The sequence below is a fragment of the Mycobacterium yunnanensis genome (assembly GCF_025823185.1).
GTDB classification, from domain to species: domain Bacteria; phylum Actinomycetota; class Actinomycetes; order Mycobacteriales; family Mycobacteriaceae; genus Mycobacterium; species Mycobacterium yunnanensis.
The window spans coordinates 376,370-397,079 of record NZ_JACKVK010000005.1 but is presented as its reverse complement, the minus strand read 5'-3'; the positions used below and the strand labels follow the sequence as shown (position 1 = coordinate 397,079).

Annotated in this window: 21 protein-coding genes and 2 tRNA genes; 11 read left to right on the top strand and 12 right to left on the bottom strand. The window is 66.3% G+C overall.

The features are described 5' to 3' along the window. Positions 1-12 precede the first annotated feature (12 nt). Positions 13-762: a DUF881 domain-containing protein gene (locus H7K45_RS09155; protein ID WP_263995469.1), complete on the bottom strand. Its 750-nt coding sequence runs from the start codon at positions 760-762 to the stop codon at positions 13-15. 100 nt (positions 763-862) lie between these two features. Between H7K45_RS09155 and crgA the strand changes: the two genes are divergently transcribed. Both crgA and H7K45_RS09145 read left to right on the top strand, forming a co-directional pair. After that, the gene (crgA, locus tag H7K45_RS09150; RefSeq protein WP_149479725.1) at positions 863-1,147 is read left to right on the top strand and encodes a cell division protein CrgA; all 285 of its coding nucleotides are present in this window, start codon (positions 863-865) and stop codon (positions 1,145-1,147) included. Between the two features lie 155 nt (positions 1,148-1,302). Further along, a complete protein-coding gene (locus H7K45_RS09145; RefSeq protein ID WP_263995468.1) occupies positions 1,303-1,722 on the top strand; it encodes a PH domain-containing protein in 420 nt (139 codons plus the stop codon). Between the two features lie 71 nt (positions 1,723-1,793). On the opposite strand, the gene H7K45_RS09140 is transcribed toward H7K45_RS09145, so the two are convergent. Further along, on the bottom strand, positions 1,794-2,339 hold the full coding sequence (locus H7K45_RS09140; protein WP_263995467.1) for a peptidylprolyl isomerase: 546 nt from the start codon (positions 2,337-2,339) through the stop codon (positions 1,794-1,796). A 93-nt stretch (positions 2,340-2,432) separates the two neighbouring features. Here H7K45_RS09140 and cwsA point away from each other — a divergent pair, with 93 nt between their 5' ends. Beyond that, on the top strand, positions 2,433-2,870 hold the full coding sequence (gene cwsA, locus H7K45_RS09135; RefSeq protein WP_263995466.1) for a cell wall synthesis protein CwsA: 438 nt from the start codon (positions 2,433-2,435) through the stop codon (positions 2,868-2,870). Between the two features lie 60 nt (positions 2,871-2,930). After that, positions 2,931-3,674, top strand: a complete 744-nt coding sequence (locus H7K45_RS09130; RefSeq protein WP_263995465.1) for a GAF and ANTAR domain-containing protein — start codon at positions 2,931-2,933, stop codon at positions 3,672-3,674. Here H7K45_RS09130 and H7K45_RS09125 read toward each other — a convergent pair. The 10 genes from H7K45_RS09125 to dnaA form a co-directional block, all read right to left on the bottom strand. Further along, positions 3,665-3,737: transfer RNA gene (locus tag H7K45_RS09125), tRNA-Ala, on the bottom strand. The two genes, H7K45_RS09130 and H7K45_RS09125, sit on opposite strands and share 10 nt — an antisense overlap. A gap of 142 nt (positions 3,738-3,879) precedes the next feature. Continuing rightward, positions 3,880-3,953 (bottom strand) — tRNA-Ile (locus H7K45_RS09120). A gap of 67 nt (positions 3,954-4,020) precedes the next feature. Next, entirely contained in the window at positions 4,021-5,007 is a 987-nt protein-coding gene (locus H7K45_RS09115) for a DUF3566 domain-containing protein (protein ID WP_263995464.1), read from the bottom strand. 10 nt (positions 5,008-5,017) lie between these two features. Then, positions 5,018-7,564 (bottom strand): DNA gyrase subunit A, encoded by a 2,547-nt coding sequence (gyrA, locus tag H7K45_RS09110; RefSeq protein ID WP_263995463.1) that lies wholly within the window; start codon positions 7,562-7,564, stop codon positions 5,018-5,020. 40 nt (positions 7,565-7,604) lie between these two features. Beyond that, positions 7,605-9,632, bottom strand: a complete 2,028-nt coding sequence (gyrB, locus tag H7K45_RS09105) for a DNA topoisomerase (ATP-hydrolyzing) subunit B (protein ID WP_263995462.1) — start codon at positions 9,630-9,632, stop codon at positions 7,605-7,607. 223 nt (positions 9,633-9,855) lie between these two features. Then, positions 9,856-10,422, bottom strand: a complete 567-nt coding sequence (locus tag H7K45_RS09100; RefSeq protein ID WP_263995461.1) for a DUF721 family protein — start codon at positions 10,420-10,422, stop codon at positions 9,856-9,858. Continuing rightward, on the bottom strand, positions 10,419-11,579 hold the full coding sequence (recF, locus tag H7K45_RS09095) for a DNA replication/repair protein RecF (protein WP_263995460.1): 1,161 nt from the start codon (positions 11,577-11,579) through the stop codon (positions 10,419-10,421). Before recF ends, H7K45_RS09100 begins: the two co-directional genes overlap by 4 nt. Before the next feature lie 38 nt (positions 11,580-11,617). Further along, complete coding sequence (gene gnd / locus H7K45_RS09090; protein WP_263995459.1) at positions 11,618-12,511, bottom strand: phosphogluconate dehydrogenase (NAD(+)-dependent, decarboxylating); 894 nt, start codon at positions 12,509-12,511, stop codon at positions 11,618-11,620. Between the two features lie 30 nt (positions 12,512-12,541). Continuing rightward, positions 12,542-13,744, bottom strand: coding sequence for a DNA polymerase III subunit beta (dnaN, locus tag H7K45_RS09085; protein WP_263995458.1), 1,203 nt, complete (start codon positions 13,742-13,744; stop codon positions 12,542-12,544). 544 nt (positions 13,745-14,288) lie between these two features. Beyond that, a complete protein-coding gene (gene dnaA / locus H7K45_RS09080; protein WP_263995457.1) occupies positions 14,289-15,782 on the bottom strand; it encodes a chromosomal replication initiator protein DnaA in 1,494 nt (497 codons plus the stop codon). Between the two features lie 564 nt (positions 15,783-16,346). Between dnaA and rpmH the strand changes: the two genes are divergently transcribed. From rpmH to H7K45_RS09045, 7 genes are all read left to right on the top strand, one after another. Continuing rightward, positions 16,347-16,490 (top strand): 50S ribosomal protein L34, encoded by a 144-nt coding sequence (gene rpmH / locus H7K45_RS09075; protein WP_149479713.1) that lies wholly within the window; start codon positions 16,347-16,349, stop codon positions 16,488-16,490. Positions 16,491-16,521: 31 nt separating this feature from the next. After that, positions 16,522-16,881, top strand: a complete 360-nt coding sequence (gene rnpA / locus H7K45_RS09070) for a ribonuclease P protein component (protein ID WP_263995456.1) — start codon at positions 16,522-16,524, stop codon at positions 16,879-16,881. Beyond that, entirely contained in the window at positions 16,878-17,168 is a 291-nt protein-coding gene (yidD, locus tag H7K45_RS09065) for a membrane protein insertion efficiency factor YidD (protein WP_263995455.1), read from the top strand. Before rnpA ends, yidD begins: the two co-directional genes overlap by 4 nt. A gap of 43 nt (positions 17,169-17,211) precedes the next feature. Next, positions 17,212-18,300, top strand: coding sequence for a membrane protein insertase YidC (yidC, locus tag H7K45_RS09060; protein ID WP_372512526.1), 1,089 nt, complete (start codon positions 17,212-17,214; stop codon positions 18,298-18,300). A gap of 66 nt (positions 18,301-18,366) precedes the next feature. Continuing rightward, on the top strand, positions 18,367-18,894 hold the full coding sequence (locus H7K45_RS09055) for a Jag family protein (protein ID WP_263995453.1): 528 nt from the start codon (positions 18,367-18,369) through the stop codon (positions 18,892-18,894). 66 nt (positions 18,895-18,960) lie between these two features. Beyond that, positions 18,961-19,710, top strand: a complete 750-nt coding sequence (rsmG, locus tag H7K45_RS09050) for a 16S rRNA (guanine(527)-N(7))-methyltransferase RsmG (protein ID WP_263995452.1) — start codon at positions 18,961-18,963, stop codon at positions 19,708-19,710. Continuing rightward, positions 19,707-20,693: a ParA family protein gene (locus tag H7K45_RS09045; protein ID WP_263995451.1), complete on the top strand. Its 987-nt coding sequence runs from the start codon at positions 19,707-19,709 to the stop codon at positions 20,691-20,693. The genes rsmG and H7K45_RS09045 overlap by 4 nt, the downstream gene beginning before the upstream one ends. The last annotated feature ends 17 nt before the right edge of the window (positions 20,694-20,710 follow it).

Genomic DNA, 20,710 nt, shown 5'->3' with positions numbered 1-20,710 from the left:
GCGGCATCGGTATCAGTAGCCGAGCGGGCCGGCCGGCTTCGCGTAGCGCATCCGCACCGCCGGCGGATGAGCGGCAACAGTGGCGTCGGTCGTGCGTTCCTCGGTGTAGCCGAGCCCGAACCGCAGCACGTACCGCTTGTAGAGCTCGACCATCGGCGACGTCGCCAGCGCCGCCTGCATCGCCGACGCGTCGCCGATCGCGGTCATCACGTACGGCGGGCTGTAGGTACGCCCGTTGAGCAGCAGGGTGTTGCCGACGCACAGCGGCGCCGACGTCGAGATGATCCGCTGATCTTGCATTTGGATGGCCTCGGCGCCGGCGCTCCACATGGCGTTGAGCACCGCCTCGATGTCCTGCTGGTGCACCACGAGGTCGTCGGCCGACGCGTCACCCGGGAACCGCCCCTCGGCGTCGCGCTGCGCGTCGTTGAGCGTGACCACCAGACCGGGACCGTGTTCGGCCTCCAGGCCCGCGTCGGCCGACAACGCGTCGGCCCGCCCGGTGATGGCGGCCAACGCGGCCGATGCCGAGGGGCTGCCGCCGTGATGGTTGTCGACCTCGTCGACGAGGCGTTCACGCTGGGCCGCCAGATCGTCGACCGACGCCTGCGCGTCGCGGACCAGGTCGACCAGCCGGGGGGCGTCGCTGCGGCGGATCTCGCTACCGCCGGAGACGGTGTGAGTGGTGGCCAACAGCAGACCGGCGCACAGGCAGACCACGGGCACGCCGTAACGCCAGGGGGACCGGCCCGCTCGAGCCATCGTTTCTCCTCCTCGCGCCGTGCTGAGTTAGGCTCTGGGTTGCATCCGCTCCATCGTCGCACCGCTTAGCTCGCGTGGCGCCAACTGCCCGAAGGTAACCATGCCCAAGTCCAAGGTTCGCAAGAAGAACGACTTCACGATCAGCCCCGTCAGTCGGACGCCGGTGAAGGTGAAGGTCGGCCCGTCGAGCGTGTGGTTCGTGGTGCTGTTCGTCGGCCTGATGCTCTTCGGCTTGGTGTGGCTGTTGGTCTTCCAGTTGGCCGCGACCAACCCCGTGGACGCCCCCAGCTTCTTGTCGTGGATGGCCAACCTGGCGCAGTGGAACTATGCGATTGCGTTTGCCTTCATGATCACGGGGCTGTTGCTCACGATGCGTTGGCGATGACCGACGTTCGGACATTTCACGAACCGTCGCCGTCACCACTCGTTGTCGCTCCCGCAACCTGCCCGTCACCCAATCACACCGATGTGATTCATCCCCATTGGGGATAGCACTTGTGGATAACATGATCAAACCCGCTAACGGCCTGCTCACGCGTCATGCAGCAAACTAAGTGGGGCCCTCCGACGGGGGGCATCGTCGTCGCTGGCGCATTCGGTCTGTGCATGCTTCTCGCAGCTGTGATGCTGGTCACAGACGTTCCCGGGCGCGCTCTCGCCGGTGTTGCCGGGGTGGGCCTGCTGGCGTTTGCCGGTCTGTCGTGGCGGGCGCGTCCCAAGCTGGCAATCACCGAGGCCGGCTTGGTGGTCCGGGGCTGGCTGGGCACCCACGTGATCGGCCGCGACGACGTCGCCAAGATTCGCATCACCGAGTTTCGCCGCATCGGACGCAAGGTCCGTCTGCTGGAGATCGACACGGTCGACGATGACCGCCTGCTGGTGTTCACCCGGTGGGATCTGGGCACCGATCCGCTCGACGTCCTCGACGCGTTGACCGCCGCCGGCTACGACGGTCGCTGACCCCCACACGACCCCCTACGCCGAAGACGCCCCGCGGGATCACCCGCGGGGCGTCATCCGTGCTGAATGCGTCAGGAAATGGTGATCGAGTCGATCACGACCGGCTCGGTCGGCCGGTCGCCCGGGCCCGTCGGCGTGTTGCCGATGGCGTCGACGACGGCCTGGGAGTCCGGGTCGACGACCTCACCGAAGATGGTGTGCTTGCGATTGAGGTGTGGCGTCTTGCCGACGGTGATGAAGAACTGCGAACCGTTGGTTCCCGGGCCGGCGTTGGCCATCGCCAGCAGGTACGGCTTGTCGAAGGCGAGCTCCGGGTGGAACTCGTCGGCGAACTGGTAGCCGGGGCCGCCGCGTCCGGTGCCGGTGGGGTCACCGCCCTGGAGCATGAAACCGGCGATGACGCGGTGGAACACCGCGCCGTCGTAGAACGGTCCCTCGGTGCCGCCCGAGGCGTTCTCGGTGCTGTAGTCCTTGGTGCCCTGGGCCAGTCCGACGAAGTTGGCGACGGTCTTGGGGGCGTGGTTTCCGAAGAGCGCGATCTTGATGTCACCGCGGTTGGTGTGCAGGGTCGCGGTTGCTGTCTGTATGGGGCTCGTCACGGGATGCCAGTGTGCCATTTCGGGTTCCGCGAGCGAGTTCCGGCCCCCTCCAAGGGGGCACGCAATAGGGTGGTCGCCGACGTCGTAGTACCGCTGAAGAGAGGCCAACCCATGAGCCCCACCATCACTGCCGTCCGCTTGACCCCGGCGGCCCGCATCGCCCGCGGACTGAAGTATTCGACGGTGGGCCCGGTCGACATCACCAGGGGAGCAGCGGGTGTCGCGCTCAACTCGACGCGGTCGTCGGTGTCGTGGGCCGCCGACCGTTATCGGCGTGACCGGCTCAAGAGCCGACTGGCCAAGGAACTCGCCGCCGCCCAGAACGCAATCGCCGGCGAATTCGCGGTGGCTCAGGACGTCGTCACCGGCCTGCCGGACACCATTCGGGCCGCCCGTCGAGCTCGGCGTCGGCCCCGGCCGCTCATGGTGCTGGGGGCGGGTGTGGCCGTCTTGGCCGTCGGCGCGGTGTCGTTCTCGATCATCCGGCGCTCGACTCAGCCCGAACCGTCGCCCCTGCCCCCGAGCGTCGACTCCACACCCCGGCCCTGAGCCACCCGCCTGCACGAAGTCGCTGACGAACCGGCGCAGCGCTTTGTACTGTAGTTAGCCGTGGACGAGCAGACACCAACGAGCCTGGCCGAGGCTCTTGGCACTTTGGCGTTGGACATGCAAGCGCAAACCACCGACGTGGAGTTGCTGAAGCCCATCGTGGCAGCCGCCACGATCCTGCTGCCCGGAGTCAGCTGGGCCGCATTGGCGGTCAGTCGCCACGAGAGAGTCGTCGCTCAGCATCCGACTGACGACATCGCGCAGGATCTTGCCGACGTGCAGGCCATCCTGGGGGAGGGGCCGGCGATCACGGCCTTGGCAGAGCACACCTCGATCGTGGTGCCCGACCTCGGTACCGAAACCCGGTGGCCGCGCTTCACCACCGCCGCAACGGCACGGGGCGTCCACTGCCTGATGGCGTTCCGGCTCTTCGTCCACGACCGGGTGCTGGGTGCCCTCACCATGTACGGACCGACACCCAACACCTTCACCGAGGAATCGGTGCTGATCGGCGAGATCCTCGCGCAGCACGTCTCGGTGGCGTTGGCCGGCTCGGCAGCGGAGAGCCGGATGCGAACGGCGATCGACACCCGCGACATCATCGGGCAGGCGAAGGGCATCCTGATGCAGAGGGACTCCCTGACCGGATTGCAGGCGTTCGCGCTGCTGACCCGCGCATCGCAACACACGAACGTCAAGCTGGTGGACGTCGCCCGCTTCCTGGTGCAGGAGACCGAGGAGTCGAACACCCGAGGGCCGCAGGGTCTGCATGCCGAGGGCGGTCACGAGGAAAGTGGAGCCTAGGAGATTCGAACTCCTGACATCTGCCTTGCAAAGGCAGCGCTCTACCAACTGAGCTAAGGCCCCTTCTGGTGATCAGCTGGGCTGATCGGCGGCCACGTGCCATACCTCGACGCGGTTGCGGGATTTGACCACCGCCACCGCGGCGACGAGGAGCGCGAGCACCACGAAGACTCTCACAGTGCACCCTTCCCGGTAAGGCAAACCGTGGGCCTGGGAGGACTCGAACCTCCGACCTCTTCGTTATCAGCGAAGCGCTCTAACCACCTGAGCTACAGGCCCGTATTCACATACGACGGCCGAGGGACGAGGTTACCGCAAGCACCGCCGCCGTCCCAAACCGCCGTCCCTAGTCCCGATCGGCGAGGGTCACCTCGACGCCGCCGACGAGGTCGGTGGTCAGGTTGTAGATGAACGCACCGCACGTTGCCATCGCGGTCAACAAGACGATGTTGACCAGACCGATGAGCGCCGCGCCGCCGAAAATCGTTCCGCTGGAGACCAATTCGCCACCGCTGCCGCTCGCGCTGGTGAGCAGGTCGCCGACGTTGCTGTTCAACTTCGTCCACACGCCCATGCCGCCGAGCACCAGGTAGAGGAACGCCACGGCGATCATCCACACGAAGAACAGCGAGACGCTGAGCACCAGCGAGACCTTCAACACGCTCCACGGGTCGAACCGCCGGATCTGCATGCTCGCGCGCACCGGGCCTTGCGACGACCTACCGGCCGCCGCTCGCGTCGTCGGCCGCGACGACGACTCGGAGGTGCTGCGCTCGGCAGGCTTGCGTGGACCGCGCGGCGCGGCTCCGGAGAGGTCGGGCAGCTCGCTTGCGTAAGCGGCGTCCGAGCGACCCTGCTCGCCACGCTCCGGACGACCGGACGGGGCGGCCTCGGCCTCCCGCTCCCGCACCGGAGCTGCGTCCCGCTGAGGCGCTGGATCCCGCGGGGGCACGATCTCGCGCGTCGGCGTGGAGTCGCGAGGCGCGGTGGCCTCCCGAGGGGCGGTTGCCTCGCGAGGCGCGGTGGCCTCCCGAGGCCCGGTGGCCCCTCGCGGGGCCGTCGACTCCCGCTGGGGCGGGGCCGAGGCCGGCCCGCCCGAGATGAAGCGGTTCAGTCGAGCGTCGGCGTTGCCTGCCGCATGCCCAGCGGCCGCGCCTGCGCGCGGGCCGTCGGCCTGCCGGGGCCGGTTGGCCGCCCCCCGCTGCCAGGGTGGGACGTCCCCGCTGGACGCGGTGCCGTTACCCTGACCTGCCTCGCGGCCGCCGTTGGACCCGTTCGCGGTCTCCGGCCCATCGCCGGTGCGCGGTGGTCCAGGTTCGTTTGGTGAACCCACCTACGGCTCCTTAGCTCGGGTCAGTCTCGGTGTCGACGTCGGTCTGCGTGTCGGTCACGGTGTCGGTGTCCTCCGCCGCATCCTCGTCCGCGTTGCGGGCGACGGCAATCAGTGTGTCGCCGTCACCGAGGTTCATCAAGCGAACGCCCTTGGTTTGCCGCCCGGCCTTGCGCACTTGACGTGCCGCGGTCCGGATGACGCCCCCACCGGAGGTGATGGCATACAGCTCGGTGTCGTCGTCGACGATCAACGCACCGACCAGGGTGCCACGCCTGCGGTCGTACTGAATGGTCAGGATGCCCTTGCCGCCACGACCCTGCGTCGTGTACTCCTCGATGGCCGTGCGCTTGGCGTACCCACCGGAGGTGGCCACCAGCAGATACGTCCCCTCGCGGACCACGTTCAGCGACAGCAACTGGTCGTCGTCGTTGAAGCGCATGCCCTGCACACCCGAGGTCGCGCGACCCATCGGGCGCAACGCCTCGTCGGTCGCCGAGAAGCGAATCGACTGACCCTTGGCCGAGACCAGCAGCAGATCCTCTTCGGCCGAGCACAGCACGGCGCCGACCAGTTCGTCACCCTCGCGCAGGTTGACCGCGACGATGCCGCCGGAGCGGTTGGAGTCGAAGTCGGTCAGCTTGGACTTCTTGACCAGGCCGTTCTTGGTGGCCAGGACGAGGTACGGCGCGTCTTCGTAGGACTTGATCTGGATGACCTGGGCGATGCGCTCCTCCGGCTGGAAGGCCAGCAGGTTCGCCACGTGCTGACCGCGGGCGGTGCGGGACGCCTCGGGCAGTTCGTAAGCCTTCGCCCGGTAGACCCGACCCTGCGTGGTGAAGAACAGGATCCAGTCGTGGGTCGAACCGACGAAGAAGTGCCGGACGATGTCGTCCTGCTTGAGACCCGCACCCTGCACGCCCTTGCCGCCGCGCTTTTGACTGCGGTACAGGTCGGACTTGGTCCGCTTGGCGTATCCGGTGTCGGTGATCGTGACGACCACCTCCTCGCGGGCGATGAGGTCCTCGTCGGCGACCTCACCGTCGGCGGGGATGATCCGGGTGCGCCGGTCGTCGCCGTACTTCTCGGTGAGCTCGGCCAGCTCGTCGTGGACGATCGCGCGCTGGCGTTCCGGTTTGGCCAGGATGTCCTCGAGGTCGGCGATCTCGGCTTCGATCTTGGCGAGATCGTCGACGATGCGCTGGCGTTCCAAGGCAGCCAACCGGCGCAGCTGCATGTCGAGGATGGCCTGGGCCTGAATCTCGTCCACGTCGAGCAGTTCGATCAAGCCGGTGCGGGCGACGTCGACGTTGGCCGAGGCCCGGATCAGCGCGATGACCTCGTCGAGGGCGTCGAGCGCCTTGACCAAGCCGCGCAAGATGTGAGCCCGCTCGTTGGCCTTGCGCAGGCGGTAGCGGGTGCGCCGGATGATGACCTCGAGCTGATGGGCCACGTACAGCCGGATCAGTTGGTCGAGGCGCAGCGTGCGCGGCACACCGTCGACGATGGAGAGCATGTTCGCGCCGAAGCTGGTCTGCAGCTGGGTGTGCTTGTAGAGGTTGTTCAGCACCACCTTCGCGACGGCGTCGCGCTTGACCTCGACGACGATGCGCAGGCCCACCCGGTCGCTGCTCTGGTCTTCGATGTTGGAAATGCCCGCGAGCTTGCCGTCGCGCACCTGGTCGGCGATCGAGGTGATGAAGTTGTCGTGGTTGACCTGGTACGGCAGCTCGGTGATGACCAGCAGCGTGCGGCCGCGGGAGTCTTCCTCGACCTCGACGACACCGCGCATGCGGATCGATCCGCGGCCGGTCGTGTACGTGTCGTGGATGCCTTGGCTGCCGACGATCAAGCCGTGCGTGGGGAAGTCGGGACCCTTGACGCGTTCGGTCACCGCCGCCAAGGTGGCTTCCTCGTCGGCCTCGAAGTTGTCCAGGCACCAGAAGACGGCTTCGGCGAGCTCGCGCAGGTTGTGCGGCGGCATGTTGGTCGCCATGCCGACGGCGATGCCGCCCGACCCGTTGGCCAGCAGGTTGGGGAACCGGCTGGGCAGGACGGTGGGCTCTTGCACCCGGCCGTCGTAGTTGGGGATGAAATCGACTGTCTCCTCGTCGATTTCACGCAGCATCTCCATCGCCAGCGGCGTAAGACGCGCCTCGGTGTACCGCATGGCTGCTGGCGGATCGTTGCCGGGCGAGCCGAAGTTGCCCTGTCCGTCGACCAGCGGGTAGCGCAGCGACCAGGGCTGCGCCATCCGGACCAGGGTGTCGTAGATCGACGAGTCGCCGTGCGGGTGGTAGTTGCCCATCGTCTCGGCGACCGAGCGCGCGGACTTCGCGTGACCGCGATCGGGACGGAAACCGCTGTCGTACATCGCGTACAGCACGCGGCGGTGCACCGGCTTGAGACCGTCGCGGACCTCGGGGAGCGCGCGGCCCACGATGACGCTCATCGCATAGTCGATGTAGCTGCGCTGCATCTCCTGCTGGATGTCGACCGGTTCGATGCGGTCGGTGGTCGCTCCGTCGTCGCCGCCTGGCGGCAAGGTGGTGTCAGTCATGGTGTCAGCCTTCGTCTTTGGGGAAGCGGGTCAGACGGACTCAGACGTCCAGGAACCGGACGTCGCGGGCGTTGCGGGTGATGAAGCTGCGCCGTGCCTCGACGTCCTCGCCCATCAGGATCGAGAACAGCTCGTCGGCGGCCGCCGCGTCGTCGAGGGTGATCCGCCGCAGCACACGTGCACTCGGATCCATCGTGGTCTCCCACAGTTCCTTGGCGTCCATCTCGCCAAGACCCTTGTAACGCTGAATACCGTCCTCGGCGTTGATCTTTCGCCCGGCGGCGCGGCCGGCCTCGAGCAGCCCGTCGCGCTCGCGATCGGAGTAGGCGAATTCCGGCTCGCTGCGCTGCCACTTCAACTTGTACAGCGGCGGCTGGGCGAGGAAGACGTGCCCGTTCTCGATGAGCGGCTTCATGAATCGGAACAGCAGCGTCAGCAACAGGGTGGAGATGTGCTGGCCGTCGACGTCGGCATCGGCCATCAGCACGATCTTGTGATAGCGCAGCTTGGCGATGTCGAACTCGTCATGGATGCCGGTGCCCAAAGCGGTGATGATCGCCTGGACTTCGGTGTTCTTGAGAACTCGGTCGATACGGGCCTTCTCGACGTTGATGATCTTGCCTCGCAGCGGAAGGATCGCCTGGTACATCGAGTCGCGGCCGCTCTTGGCCGAGCCACCGGCCGAATCACCCTCCACCACATACACTTCGGACAGGCGTGGGTCGGTGGAGCGGCAGTCGGCGAGCTTGCCGGGCAGGCCGCCGATGTCGGTCGCGCTCTTGCGACGCACCAACTCTCGCGCCTTGCGGGCCGCGAGCCGGGCTTGCGCGGACTGCACGGCCTTGTTGAGGACGGTCTTGGCCTCGGCGGGATTCGACTCGAACCAGTGACTGAGCTGCTCGTTGCAGATCTTCTGCACGAACGACTTCACCTCGGTGTTGCCCAGCTTGGTCTTGGTCTGACCCTCGAACTGCGGATCGCTGACCTTGACCGAGATGACCGCCGCCAGACCTTCGCGGATGTCGTCACCGGTGAGGTTGGGGTCCTTCTCCTTGAGCAGCTTCTTGTCCCTGGCCCACTTGTTGACCACGGTGGTCAGCGCACTGCGGAAGCCCTCTTCGTGCGTGCCACCCTCGTGGGTGTTGATGGTGTTGGCGAAGGTGTGCACGGACTCGGAGTAGCCGGCGTTCCACTGCATGGCGATCTCGACCTCGTGGCCGGGGCCCTTGCCCTCGAAGTCGATGATGCTCTGCTGAATGGCGGTCTTGGTGCGGTTGATGTGCTTGACGAAGTCGACCAACCCGCCGGGGTAGTGATAGGTGCGGTGCTTGACCTTGTGCGGGGCCTGGGCCTCGGCTTCCTTCTCGTCGGCGGTCTTGGGGGCGTCGGCGGTATCACTGACCACCTCGTCGACGACCTCGTCGGCGGCGACCCGCTCGTCGACCAGGTTGATGGTCAGTCCCTTGTTGAGGAAGGCCATCTCCTGCAGGCGCCGGGCGATCGTCTCGAAGTCGTAGTTGGTGGTCTCGAAGATGTTGGGGTCCGCCCAGAAGCGGATCGTGGTGCCCTTCTTCGTGGTCTTCTCGCCTTGGCGCAGCGTCCCGGGTACGGAGCTGTCGTAGGTCTGGAACCACTCGTAGCCATCCGTGCGGATGTCGGCCTCCAGGCGCGTGGACAGCGCGTTGACCACCGACACGCCGACGCCGTGCAGACCGCCGGACACCTGATAGGCACCCTCTTCGAACTTGCCGCCGGCGTGCAGGACGGTCATGACGACGTCGACGGTGGGGATGCCGGTGCTGTGCATCGCGACGGGAATGCCACGACCGTCGTCGGTGACCTCGACGCCACCGTCTTCGAGGATTCGGACGTCGACCTTGCTGGCGAATCCGGCCATCGCTTCGTCGACGGCGTTGTCGACGACCTCCCACACCAGGTGGTGCAGGCCGCGCTCACCGGTGGACCCGATGTACATGCCCGGGCGCTTGCGGACCGCCTCGAGGCCCTCGAGAACCTTGATCGACTCCGCGCCGTATGCGGTAGGGGCATTGTTCTTCGGGGCAGCCACAGTGAGCGCGTCTCCTTGGGATTGTGCACGAGCGGGGGAGCGAAGCGCCCCTCGCGAGTCTTCGTCCAGTCTACCTTTACCTACCGTCAGCACTGACTCTGAGGCGACGTTTTCGTGCACCTAAAAGACCCGTGCGCGGAATTTCGCAGCCAACGACGCGTCCCGACGGCCGAAGAGGCGGTTGCGCGCGTTGTCGGCGCTCTCAGGAAGCTCGCCGAATGGCTCAGCCGTAGGTGTCGCGCGGACCGCGACCCGGCACGTTGTACTTGCCCTTGCGCCACGTCGGCGCCGCAGGACCGACGATCTTCAGGCTGGTCACGACGCCGTCACCCACGGCGGCGGCGATCTTCGCCAACAACTGGGGTTGCACCATTCGTAGTTGCGTCGCCCACGCGGTCGACTCCGCCTCCACCGTCAGTACTCCCTCGCGTAGCACGGTCGGCGTCGCATGCTCGGCGATCTGCTCGCCGACCACGGAGGCCCATCGCGCGAACACCGCGCCCTCCGCCACCTTGGGCGTCCACCCTCGGCTCTTCGCCAACTGCGACGTGAGCGATCCGAGGGTCTGCGGATCCCGGGAATCCGGCCCGGGCCCGGACCATCTCTTGCGGCCCCCGCGGCTGACGATCTTCTTCGGCGCCGACGTCCGGCCGTGGCCGACGTCCTTCCCCTGACTGCGAGCCGCACCGCGCGCCTCCTCCAGCGCGCGCCTCACCAAGTCCATGCCCTTGAGATGCGCCAACTCCGGCGGCGGGCCCTGTGGCTCGTCGCCGTCGGTCTCGTCACTCATCGCGTCACCTCCGAGAGCCGGCCGGTGTCGTCGTCCCTCATCGTGACGGTGACACGGCGCGCATCCCAGTCCTGCGGGATGTCCTCGGCCACCGCGGCCGTCACCAGCACCTGTTCAGCGGAGGCCGCCACCTCCACCAAGGCTCGCCGGCGCGCGTTGTCGAGCTCGGCGAACACGTCGTCGAGTAGAAGCACCGGGTCCGAGCCCTCGGACCGCAGCAGTTCATAGGCCGCCAACCGCAACGACAACGCCGTCGACCACGATTCGCCGTGACTGGCGAAACCCTTGGCGGGCTGGTCGCCCAACCGCAACTCCAGGTCGTCACGGTGCGGCCCCACCAGGCACACCCCGCGCTCCAATTCCGCCGACCGCTTACGGGCGAGCTCGTCGAGGAGCCCGACTTCGAAGACTTCGGCACTCGCCGCGCCGCTGGCCGCTTCGTCTTGCACCGCGTCGACCGAGCTGCGGTATCTGATGGACGCCGGCCGCGACGCGGGTGCCAACAATTGGTAGGCCTTCTCGACCTCCGGTGCCAGCAGGTCGACCAACGCGACGCGGGCGGCGATGAGCCTGGCACCGGCCGCGGCGAGGTGCCCGTCCCACACGTCGAGAGTCTCCAGCGCCCCCGAATCACCTCGAAACCGCGCTCCCGCAGCAGATTTCAACAAGGCGGTGCGCTGCTTGAGCACCTTGTCATAGTCCGCACGCAGACCCGCCACCGACGGGCGACGGGTGGTGGCCAACTCGTCGAGATACCGACGACGTTCGCCTGGGTCGCCCCGGACCAACGCCAGGTCCTCCGGCGCGAAGAGCACCGCGCGGATCGCTCCGAGGATCTCTCGGGCACTGCGGACGGGGGAGCGGTTGAGGCGTGCCTTGTTGGCACGGCCTGCCGTGATCTCGAGGTCGACGGCCAACTCTCGGCCGTCGTTGACGATGATCGTCGAGACGATGGCCCGCTCGGCTCCGGTGCGGATCAACGGCGCGTCGGTGCCGACCCGATGAGAACCCAGGGTCGACGAATACCACAGCGCCTCAACGATGTTCGTCTTTCCGAAGCCGTTGGGGCCCACGAACACCGTGCGCCCCGGCTCCAGCTCCAACTCGAGTCGCGACCACGACCGGAAGTCGGTCAGACCCAGTTGTCGTACGTACACCTAGTCGCCTCGCACCACGTCGTCGTCGAACCCGTCGGTCAGCCCGACTTGTGAATACGTTGCACCGCGTGGCCGCCGAACTGGTTGCGCAGTGCGGCCACCGCCTTCATCGTCGGCGAATCATCCTGTCGTGACAGGAATCTGGCGAACAGCGACGCCGCGATCGCCGGAACCGGCACTCGCAGACGAATCGCCTCCTCGACCGTCCAGCGACCCTCACCCGAGTCGTCGGTGTATCCGCGGATCTCGGCGAGGTTGGGATCTTCCTTCAGCGCCTTGGCGAGCAGCTGCTGCAGCCACGACCGGACCACCGTTCCGTTGGACCAGGCCTGGTACACCGCCTGCGGGCTCTTGATGAGCTCTTCGGCGGCGAGCATCTCGTAACCCTCGCCGTAGGCGGTCATCATGGCGTACTCGACGCCGTTGTGAACCATCTTGGCGAAGTGACCTGCACCGACGGGACCGGCGTGGACGAAACCGTCCTCCCGTGGTCCTGGCGGGCGCAGCGTGTCGAAGATCGGCATGACCTTCTCCACGTCGGCGTCGCTGCCGCCCACCATCAGGCCGTAGCCCTCGGCCAGACCCCAGATGCCGCCGGAGACGCCGGCGTCGACGAAGCCAATTCCCTTCTCCGCCAACAGTGCCGCGTGTGGTCCGTCTTCGGTGTAGCGCGAGTTGCCACCGTCGATCACCAGGTCACCCTCACCGAGGACCTCGGCGAGGCCGGAGATGGTGTTGCTGGTGATGTCACCGGAGGGAACCATCACCCACACGACGCGCGGGGCGGTCAGCGCCGCTGCGAGTCCGGCGAGGTCGGGAACGTCGGTGACCTCGGGACGGGGGTCGTAACCGATCACTTCGTGACCGCCCTTGCGCAGGCGCTCACGCATGTTGAAGCCCATCTTGCCGAGACCGACCAGGCCGAGTTGCATGTGCTCCTCTTTCCTTGGAGCTAGGGCCGGTCAGCCTGGAAGACGTACCGGCATCAACAGATACACGTAGTCGGTCTGGGCGGCCGGGAACGGTCCGCTTGCACCGGCGTACGAATCATCATCATCTCCTGCCGGCCGCAACACCGCGGGACGGCTGGATGTCGTGAACCCGAACGTCACCTTCGAGGTGTGCAACGACCCGAGCCCGTCGGTGAGATAGGTGGGGTTGAAGGCGATGGTGAGCGGCTCGCCGGAGAACTCGACGGGCAGGTCCTCCTCGGCGCGACCGACGGCGTCCTCACCGCCGGCGGACAGCCGCAGGGAATCCTCGGTGAACTCCATGCGCACCTGGGCGCCGCGATCGGCGACCAGCGCGACGCGCTTGATGGCCTCGGTCAATTCGGCGACCCCGACGGTGGCGACCGCGGTGTGCTCGGCCGGCAGGAGTTGGCGGAACTTGGGGAACTCCGCGTCGAGCAGACGACTGGTGGTGCGCTTGCCGTTGCTGCGAATACCCAGCAGGCCTTCCTTGCCCACGGAGGCGCCCGCACCCAGGGACAGGTGTACGTCGGCACCGTCGCTGCCGGCCCGTGCCGCTTCGGCGAGGGTCTTCGCCGGCACCAAAACCGCGGCCTCGATGTCGGCGGAGTTGGTCGTCCAGGTGAGCTCGCGCACCGCGAGACGGAACCGGTCGGTGGCCGCCAGGACGACCTTCTCACCGGAGATCTCCACCCGGATGCCGGTCAGCATCGGCAGGGTGTCGTCACGGCCGGCGGCCACGGCCACCTGACTGATCGCCTGGGCGAACAGATCCGAGGGCACCACGCCGGTGTCTTCGGGCAGGGCGGGCAGGGTCGGGTAATCCTCCACGGCCATGGTGGGCAGCGAGAATCGAGCGCTTCCGCAGCTCAGCGAGACCCTGGTGCCCTCGACGGTCACGTCGACCGGCTTGGCTGGCAGGGACTTGGTGATGTCCGACAGCAGTCGGCCTGAGACCAAAACACTTCCGGGAGAAGCTATCTCAGCGGCCACGCGCACTTCGGCGGACACCTCGTAGTCGTAACCCGAGATGGTCAAGCCGTCCTCGGAGCCGGTCAGCAAGACACCGGACAGCACCGGCACGGTGGGTCGCGTCGGAAGGATGCGTGCCACCCAGGCCACCGCGTCGGCGAAGTCCTCACGGACCAGCCGAAACTTCAGATCGGTGCCAATCGTCGACGTCGCCGCGTCCATAGCGTCCCCTTCGGTACAACCCACCACTTGCTCGAGCAGCGGATCTACGGGTGTGTCTTACGGACATGTCACCACGCTGCGTTCCGACGACCGTTCCGGTTGTCGAAGACCCACCGTAGAGCCTCCGTCCTCAAGTTGAAAGCTAATCCATCGGAGTGACGAATGCCCCGGGAGGGCTCGATTTCGGATGCCTCACAGGGCACGTTCCCCAGGTACTGCTTTTAAAGAAGAAGAGTGATTGATAGATGAGTAACAGTAATAGGTGCTGTGCAAGCTGTGGATCGACCAGCAGGTGGGCAGGTCGGATGCGGTACGCGCTCGTGGGTGGCTCGTGGAGTACCGACTCGTGAAATTCGGGCGCTCGTGCACGGCGGGGTGCGGGTGTGGACGGCGGGGGTGACTGCACGTCGTCCATGCACGGGTTGTCCACGAGTAGTGCACGAGGATTTCATGTGACTCGTGGTGCGACAGGGTCAGAAGTTTCTTCGAAAATGGCGGCCGAGGACGGCACCACGAGGGGTCGCGGAGAGGCTGTGGGACGGAGTCAGCGCTTGGAGCGCTGACGGATTCGCGTCGTGAGTTCCTTGACGTGGTCGAAGATCTCGCGCTTCTGAGCCATCTCGCCGCGGATCTTTCGCTCGGCGTACATGACCGTGGTGTGGTCTCTGCCAAAGGAATGACCGATCTTCGGTAGCGACAGATCGGTCAGTTCCCGGCACAGGTACATCGCGATCTGACGCGACTGAGCCAGCGCCCGGGTCTTGCCCGGCCCGCGCAACTCTTCGATGGTGATTTCGAAGTACTCCGCGGTGGCCGCCATGATCGTGGCGATGCTGATCTGCATCGAGTTGGCGTCGGAGATCAGATCGCGCAGCACGATTTCGGCCAGGGTCTTGTCGATCGCGGCCTTGTTGAGCGAGGCGAACGCCGTGACGCGGATGAGTGCACCCTCGAGCTCGCGGATGTTGCGTTCGATGCTGCTGGCGATGAGCTCCAGCACGTCGTCGGGCACGTCGAGCCGGTCCATCTGCGCCTTCTTGCGCAGGATGGCGATGCGGGTCTCGAGTTCGGGCGGCTGGACGTCGGTGATCAGACCCCACTCGAAGCGCGTCCGCAGCCGGTCCTCCAGCGTCGCGAGCTGCTTGGGCGGGCGGTCCGAGGAGATGACGATCTGCTTGTTCGCGTTGTGGAGCGTGTTGAAGGTGTGGAAGAACTCCTCCTGGATGCCTTCCTTGCCCTCGATGAACTGAATGTCGTCGACCAGCAGCACGTCGATGTCGCGGTAGCTGCGCTTGAACGAGGCCTTGCGGTCGTCGCGCAGCGAGTTGATGAAGTCGTTGGTGAACTCTTCGGTGGAGACGTACTTCACGCGCATGCCGGGAAAGAGGCGTTGGGCGTAGTTTCCCGCGGCGTGCAAGAGGTGGGTCTTGCCGAGACCGGACTCACCCCAGATGAAGAGCGGGTTGTATGCCCGGGCGGGAGCCTCGGCGATTGCCAGTGTCGCGGCGTGGGCGAAACGGTTGGACGACCCGATCACGAAGGTGTCGAAGGTGTACCGACGGTTGAGGCTCACGTCGTTGGTCGCGGCGTTCTGGGCTCGGCTGGTGAAGTACGTCGGCCAGCTGGCCTCGGCACTGGCCAACGCTTCCTCGTCTTCGTCGACCTCGTCGACGTCGGGTAGCGCGTCGGCCCGGATCTCGTCGTCGCGGTCGGAGTCGGGGCCCGGGGCTTCCACCCGCACTCCGAGCTCGATGCGACGACCGCCGAGGTGCCGGCTCAGACTGGCGACGATGGGTTCGCGCAGATGCCGTTCGATCTCGTTCTGGACGAACGGGGTAGGCACCGACAACAGGGCGAAGCCCTCGGCGATGACGAGCGGTGTGACCAGCTTCAGCCAGGCCCGTTGCTGCGCGGTCAGGGAGGGGGAGGGGAATCCGGAAGTCGAGTCGCCCGAGACGTCGGAGGGCACGTCACCGTTGAGTTCCGCCACGACGTCGTTCCAAATGGCGACGAACGGGGGGTCGGCGTCTGCGGTCAACGGAGAAGTTCCCCCTCGTGGCCAGGCAGGGTTGGCCGAATAGACAATGACCGAGTGTCCACATGGTTATCCACAGTTTGTGGATAACCGACACCGGTCGTTGTGTCGTTGCTTTCTTGCACGGAGGCTGCGTGGCCGGGGCTCGTCACGGTGCTCGAGACACCATGGGCTCGCGGTTGGGCGGCCGTCCTTCTTCGTCCAGCGCCGTCTCGGTCTGAGATGGCCTTGGCAGAAGCTAACAGGTTTATTGCCGGGTGCCAACAGTTCTGCAACATTGCGGGGACCGGTTGGTGGGCGTCGGATTCAATGGTGACAGGTGGGAACGATGTGACGAAATCGGGATGCCAATCGAACCGGACTAAGCAGGTTTGACCTAGGGAAATCTCGTCAGTACCCTCGAACAGTCGCCCGAACGTGGCGATACGGCTGCGACTCGGATCGTCGGGTTCACGCGCCGGAGCTAGCAAGCGGGACCAACGAAGCGTACGTACCGCGACTGCTTCCAGACGGACATGTTCACATGTGCGCGAGGCAAGTGGTCGCACACACTGAGGAGATATAGCCGTGGCCAAGGGCAAGCGGACGTTCCAGCCGAACAACCGGCGCCGTGCCAAGGTGCATGGCTTCCGCCTGCGCATGCGGACGCGCGCTGGTCGCGCCATCGTGTCGGGCCGGCGTAGCAAGGGCCGTCGCTCACTCACTGCGTGATCCTGTCTAATCCGTAGCAGGGTGTAGACAGGTGCTTCCGGCCCAGTACCGGATGACGAGATCGACCGACTTCGGCATCACCGTCCGTCGTGGCGTACGAGCAGCACAGCCCGACATCGTCGTGCATGCCTTGAAGTCTTCCGAGGCGACCACCGAGTCGCCGAAGATCGGGCTGGTGGTCGCGAAGTCCGTCGGGTCGGCCGTCCAGCGTCATCGGGTCTCGCGGGTCTTGCGCCATGTGGCCCGCGGCGTCCTCGACGAGTTGGGGCCAGGTGACAAGGTCGTGATCCGCGCCCTCCCAGGCAGCAACGCCGCGACGTCGTCCCGGCTGGACGAAGAATTGCGGGCCGCCGTGCGCCGCGTCAACTCTCGCGCGGGAGCCCGGCGATGAGTCGCGGACGCATCGGTGGAGCCGTCGCCCGCGGGGCGATTGCCGCCATCGAGCTGTACCGCAACATGATTTCTCCGTACCGGCCGCCGTCGTGCCGGTTCACCCCGACGTGCAGTCAGTACGCCGTCGACGCCCTCCGCGAATTTGGTGTGGTGCGGGGGAGTTGGTTGTCTCTGGTGCGGCTGGCCAAGTGCGGTCCGTGGCACCCAGGTGGATGGGATCCGATCCCGGAGCGCCACGAGGTGGCACCCGATGCCACGACGCTGAGGAGCGATTCGTTTGTTTAATTGGTTCAGTCTCGACGTCATCTACTACCCGGTCTCAGCGATCATGTGGGTTTGGTACAAGGCGTTCGCCTTCATCCTGGGCCCGGAGAACTTCTTCGCGTGGGGCCTCACCGTCATGTTCCTGGTGTTCACGCTGCGCGCGATCCTCTACAAGCCGTTCGTCCGCCAGATCCGGACGACGCGCCAGATGCAGGAGTTGCAGCCACAGATCAAGGCGCTGCAGAAGAAGTACGGCAAGGATCGCCAGAGGATGGCGCTCGAGATGCAAAAGCTACAGAAGGAACACGGGTTCAACCCCATTCTGGGCTGCCTGCCGATGCTGGCGCAGATCCCGGTCTTCATCGGCCTCTATCACGTGCTCAACTCCTTCAACCGGACCCAGACGGGCTTCGGTCGGTTGGGTCTAACCGTCGAGGAGAACCGCTCGCTCGGCAACTACGTGTTCAGCGCCACCGACGTCGGGCACTTCCTGGATGCCCACCTGTTCGGTGCGCCCCTGGGTGCGTCGATGATCCAGACCGTCGGGCTGGGCGCCTTCGAGGAGTTCAACCGCGGCGCGGTCATCGCCGTCGGTGTGCCGTTGATGATCCTCGCCGGTGTCGCGACGCACTTCAACAGCCGCGCGTCGGTGGCCCGGCAGAGCATCGAGGCCGCTGCCAACCCGCAGACGGCGATGATGAACAAGCTCGCGCTGTACGTGTTTCCGCTCGGCGTCGTCGTCGGTGGTCCGTTCCTGCCGTTGGCGGTGATCCTCTACTGGGTGGCCAACAACATCTGGACCTACGGGCAGCAGCACTACGTCTTCGGCAAGATCGAGAAGGAAGAGGAACTCAAGAAGGAAGAGGACTTGGCGCGACGCGCGTCCAATGCCCCCGCCCCGGGTTCCAAGCCGAAGCCCAAGCCCAAGCGCAAGGGCCCCCAGTCCGCCGCGGCCGAGAACTCGGCGAAGGCAGCTGCCGAGCGCGAGGCTGTCGGCCAGGACGCCGACGCCGTCGACGACGGCGCAACCGAGATCGGCACGCGGCCGGTGGCTGGATCGACGAACGGCAAGCCCGTCACGCCGAAGGCCGGTACCGCGGCCAATCGTGCCCCGAAGCGCAACAACAACAGGCCGAAGAAGCGACGGCCCTAGAACCCGAATCAGTGCGTCCCGTCGCGGCGACTGATGGATGTTTACAGCACGGAGGTAAGGACCAAGATGACTGACGCTGATACGACCGAACGCACCGACGTCGAGGGCTCGGCGCCCAAGGCGGAGAACCTGGAAGACCGTTTGGTCAACGAGGGCGAGATCGCGGGGGACTACCTCGAAGAGCTCCTCGATCTGCTCGACTTCGATGGCGACATCGATTTGGACGTGGAAGGTGATCGCGCCGTCGTGAGCATCGACGGCGGCAGCGATCTGGCCAAGCTGGTCGGCCGCAAGGGTGAGGTGTTGGACGCGCTCCAGGAGTTGACCCGGCTCGCTGTTCACCAGAAGACGGGCGAGCGTAGCCGGTTGATGCTGGACGTCGCGCACTGGCGTCGGGGACGTCGTGACGAGTTGGCCGCACTGGGCGACAAGGTGGCCAAGCGGGTGCTGGCCAGTGGCGAGCGCGAAGAGCTCGCGCCGATGACTCCCTTCGAGCGCAAGATCGTGCACGACGCGGTGTCGGCCGTCGACGGTGTGCGGAGCGAGAGCGAGGGCGCTGAGCCGTCGCGGCGCGTCGTCGTCCTCCCTGCCTGACCCCCTGAGTTACACGGATGTAGTTCGACCTGGCCGCCGGGGCGGCGGAAGCGGAGGATGTTTCACGTGAAACATGGTGATGCACCGCCGGCCCCCGACGGGGCCGCCGACGTGTTCGGCGATCGTCTGGACACTGCCGCGGAATATGCGGCAATTCTCGCCGGTGCCGGAATCGAGCGTGGGCTGATCGGTCCCGGCGAGGTGGACCGGCTGTGGGATCGCCACATCTTGAACAGCGCCGCCATCGGAGAGTTGATGAACCCGGGGGAGCGCGTTGCCGACGTTGGCAGCGGAGCGGGCCTGCCGGGGATCCCCCTCGCGATGGCGCGGCCCGACATCCACGTGGTTTTGGTCGAGCCGCTGTTGCGCCGAGCCGACTTCCTGGCCGAGACCGTCGACCTCCTGGGTCTGCCGGTGACCGTCATCAGAGGCCGTGCCGAAGAGAAGTCCGTCCGTGAGTCCGCGGGGTCGATCGACGTCGTGACGTCCCGGGCGGTTGCCTCGCTGGACAAATTGACCCGTTGGTGTCTGCCACTGCTGCGTCCGCACGGGCGCATGTTGGCGATGAAGGGCGAGCGCGCGGCCCAGGAGATCGAGGACCACCGACGGGCCATGAGTTCGTTGGGTGCGGTGAACGTAAGAGTGATGGAATGTGGCGTGACGTACTTGAGTCCGCCCGTGACCGTCGTCGTGGCAGTCAAATCGGATCGCCCGGCGGGCGCGGGCGGCCGGGGGATCAACCCGCAGCGGAAGCCGGCTCGAGCCCAGGATCAACGAGTATCGCGGCCGGACGGCCCGACGAGGAGAAGCAAGTGAAGCTACGGCCGACCCGCGACGCGAAGCGCGCAGCCGCAGAGACCCCCCGCAATGTTTCACGTGAAACATGGCTGCCACCCGCCGAGGAGGCCTGGCAGGAACCCACGACTGCGGACACACCGATCGGTGCCGAGGCGGAGCGCGCCGTCCGCATCCTCCACAACGCCAAGGGACAGCAGTTGAGGCGGCCGCCCCGCCAGCGCGTGTTCACCATCGCCAACCAGAAGGGCGGCGTCGGCAAGACGACCACGGCGGTCAACGTCGCTGCGGCGCTTGCACTGCAGGGACTGAAGACCCTCGTCATCGATCTGGATCCGCAGGGCAACGCCAGTACCGCCCTCGGTATCGAACACCGCCCGGGTACGCCGTCGTCGTACGAGGTGCTGATCGGAGAGATCACGCTGGAGTCTGCGCTGCAGCAGAGCCCGTACAGCGAGCGCCTCTACTGCGTGCCCGCGACGATCGACCTGGCCGGCGCCGAGATCGAACTCGTCAGCATGGTGGCGCGCGAAGGACGTCTCCGGAACGCACTCGCGACGCTCAAGGAGTACGACTTCGACTACGTGTTCATCGACTGCCCGCCGTCACTGGGGCTGTTGACGATCAACGCGCTCGTCGCCGCACCCGAGGTGCTGATTCCCATTCAATGCGAGTACTACGCGCTCGAGGGAGTGGGCCAACTCCTGCGCAACATCGACATGGTCAAGGCCCACCTGAACCCGTTGCTGGACGTCACCACGGTGGTACTCACCATGTACGACGGCCGGACCAAGCTGGCCGACCAAGTGGCCGAGGACGTCCGTTCACACTTCGGCGACAAGGTCCTTCGTACCGTCATTCCGCGCAGTGTGAAGGTGTCCGAGGCACCCGGGTACGGGATGACGATTCTCGAATACGATCCCGGATCTCGCGGCGCGATGAGTTATCTCGACGCCAGTCGGGAGATCGCCGAGAGGGCGCACGGCCCGGCGCGCGCCCAATGACCGCCCTCGTGAACAGG

Excerpts from the sequence above, each read along its gene's own strand:
- H7K45_RS09100 (WP_263995461.1), bottom strand. The coding sequence starts at position 10,422 with ATGAGTGACGAGACCGACGGCGACGAGCCACAGGGCCCGCCGCCGGAG.
- cwsA (WP_263995466.1), top strand. The coding sequence starts at position 2,433 with ATGAGCCCCACCATCACTGCCGTCCGCTTGACCCCGGCGGCCCGCATC.
- H7K45_RS09140 (WP_263995467.1), bottom strand. The coding sequence starts at position 2,339 with ATGGCACACTGGCATCCCGTGACGAGCCCCATACAGACAGCAACCGCG.
- dnaN (WP_263995458.1), bottom strand. The coding sequence starts at position 13,744 with ATGGACGCGGCGACGTCGACGATTGGCACCGATCTGAAGTTTCGGCTG.
- H7K45_RS09145 (WP_263995468.1), top strand. The coding sequence starts at position 1,303 with ATGCAGCAAACTAAGTGGGGCCCTCCGACGGGGGGCATCGTCGTCGCT.
- H7K45_RS09055 (WP_263995453.1), top strand. The coding sequence starts at position 18,367 with ATGACTGACGCTGATACGACCGAACGCACCGACGTCGAGGGCTCGGCG.
- gyrA (WP_263995463.1), bottom strand. The coding sequence starts at position 7,564 with ATGACTGACACCACCTTGCCGCCAGGCGGCGACGACGGAGCGACCACC.
- crgA (WP_149479725.1), top strand. The coding sequence starts at position 863 with ATGCCCAAGTCCAAGGTTCGCAAGAAGAACGACTTCACGATCAGCCCC.
- H7K45_RS09155 (WP_263995469.1), bottom strand. The coding sequence starts at position 762 with ATGGCTCGAGCGGGCCGGTCCCCCTGGCGTTACGGCGTGCCCGTGGTC.
- yidC (WP_372512526.1), top strand. The coding sequence starts at position 17,212 with ATGTGGGTTTGGTACAAGGCGTTCGCCTTCATCCTGGGCCCGGAGAAC.
- yidD (WP_263995455.1), top strand. The coding sequence starts at position 16,878 with ATGAGTCGCGGACGCATCGGTGGAGCCGTCGCCCGCGGGGCGATTGCC.
- gnd (WP_263995459.1), bottom strand. The coding sequence starts at position 12,511 with ATGCAACTCGGCCTGGTCGGTCTCGGCAAGATGGGCTTCAACATGCGT.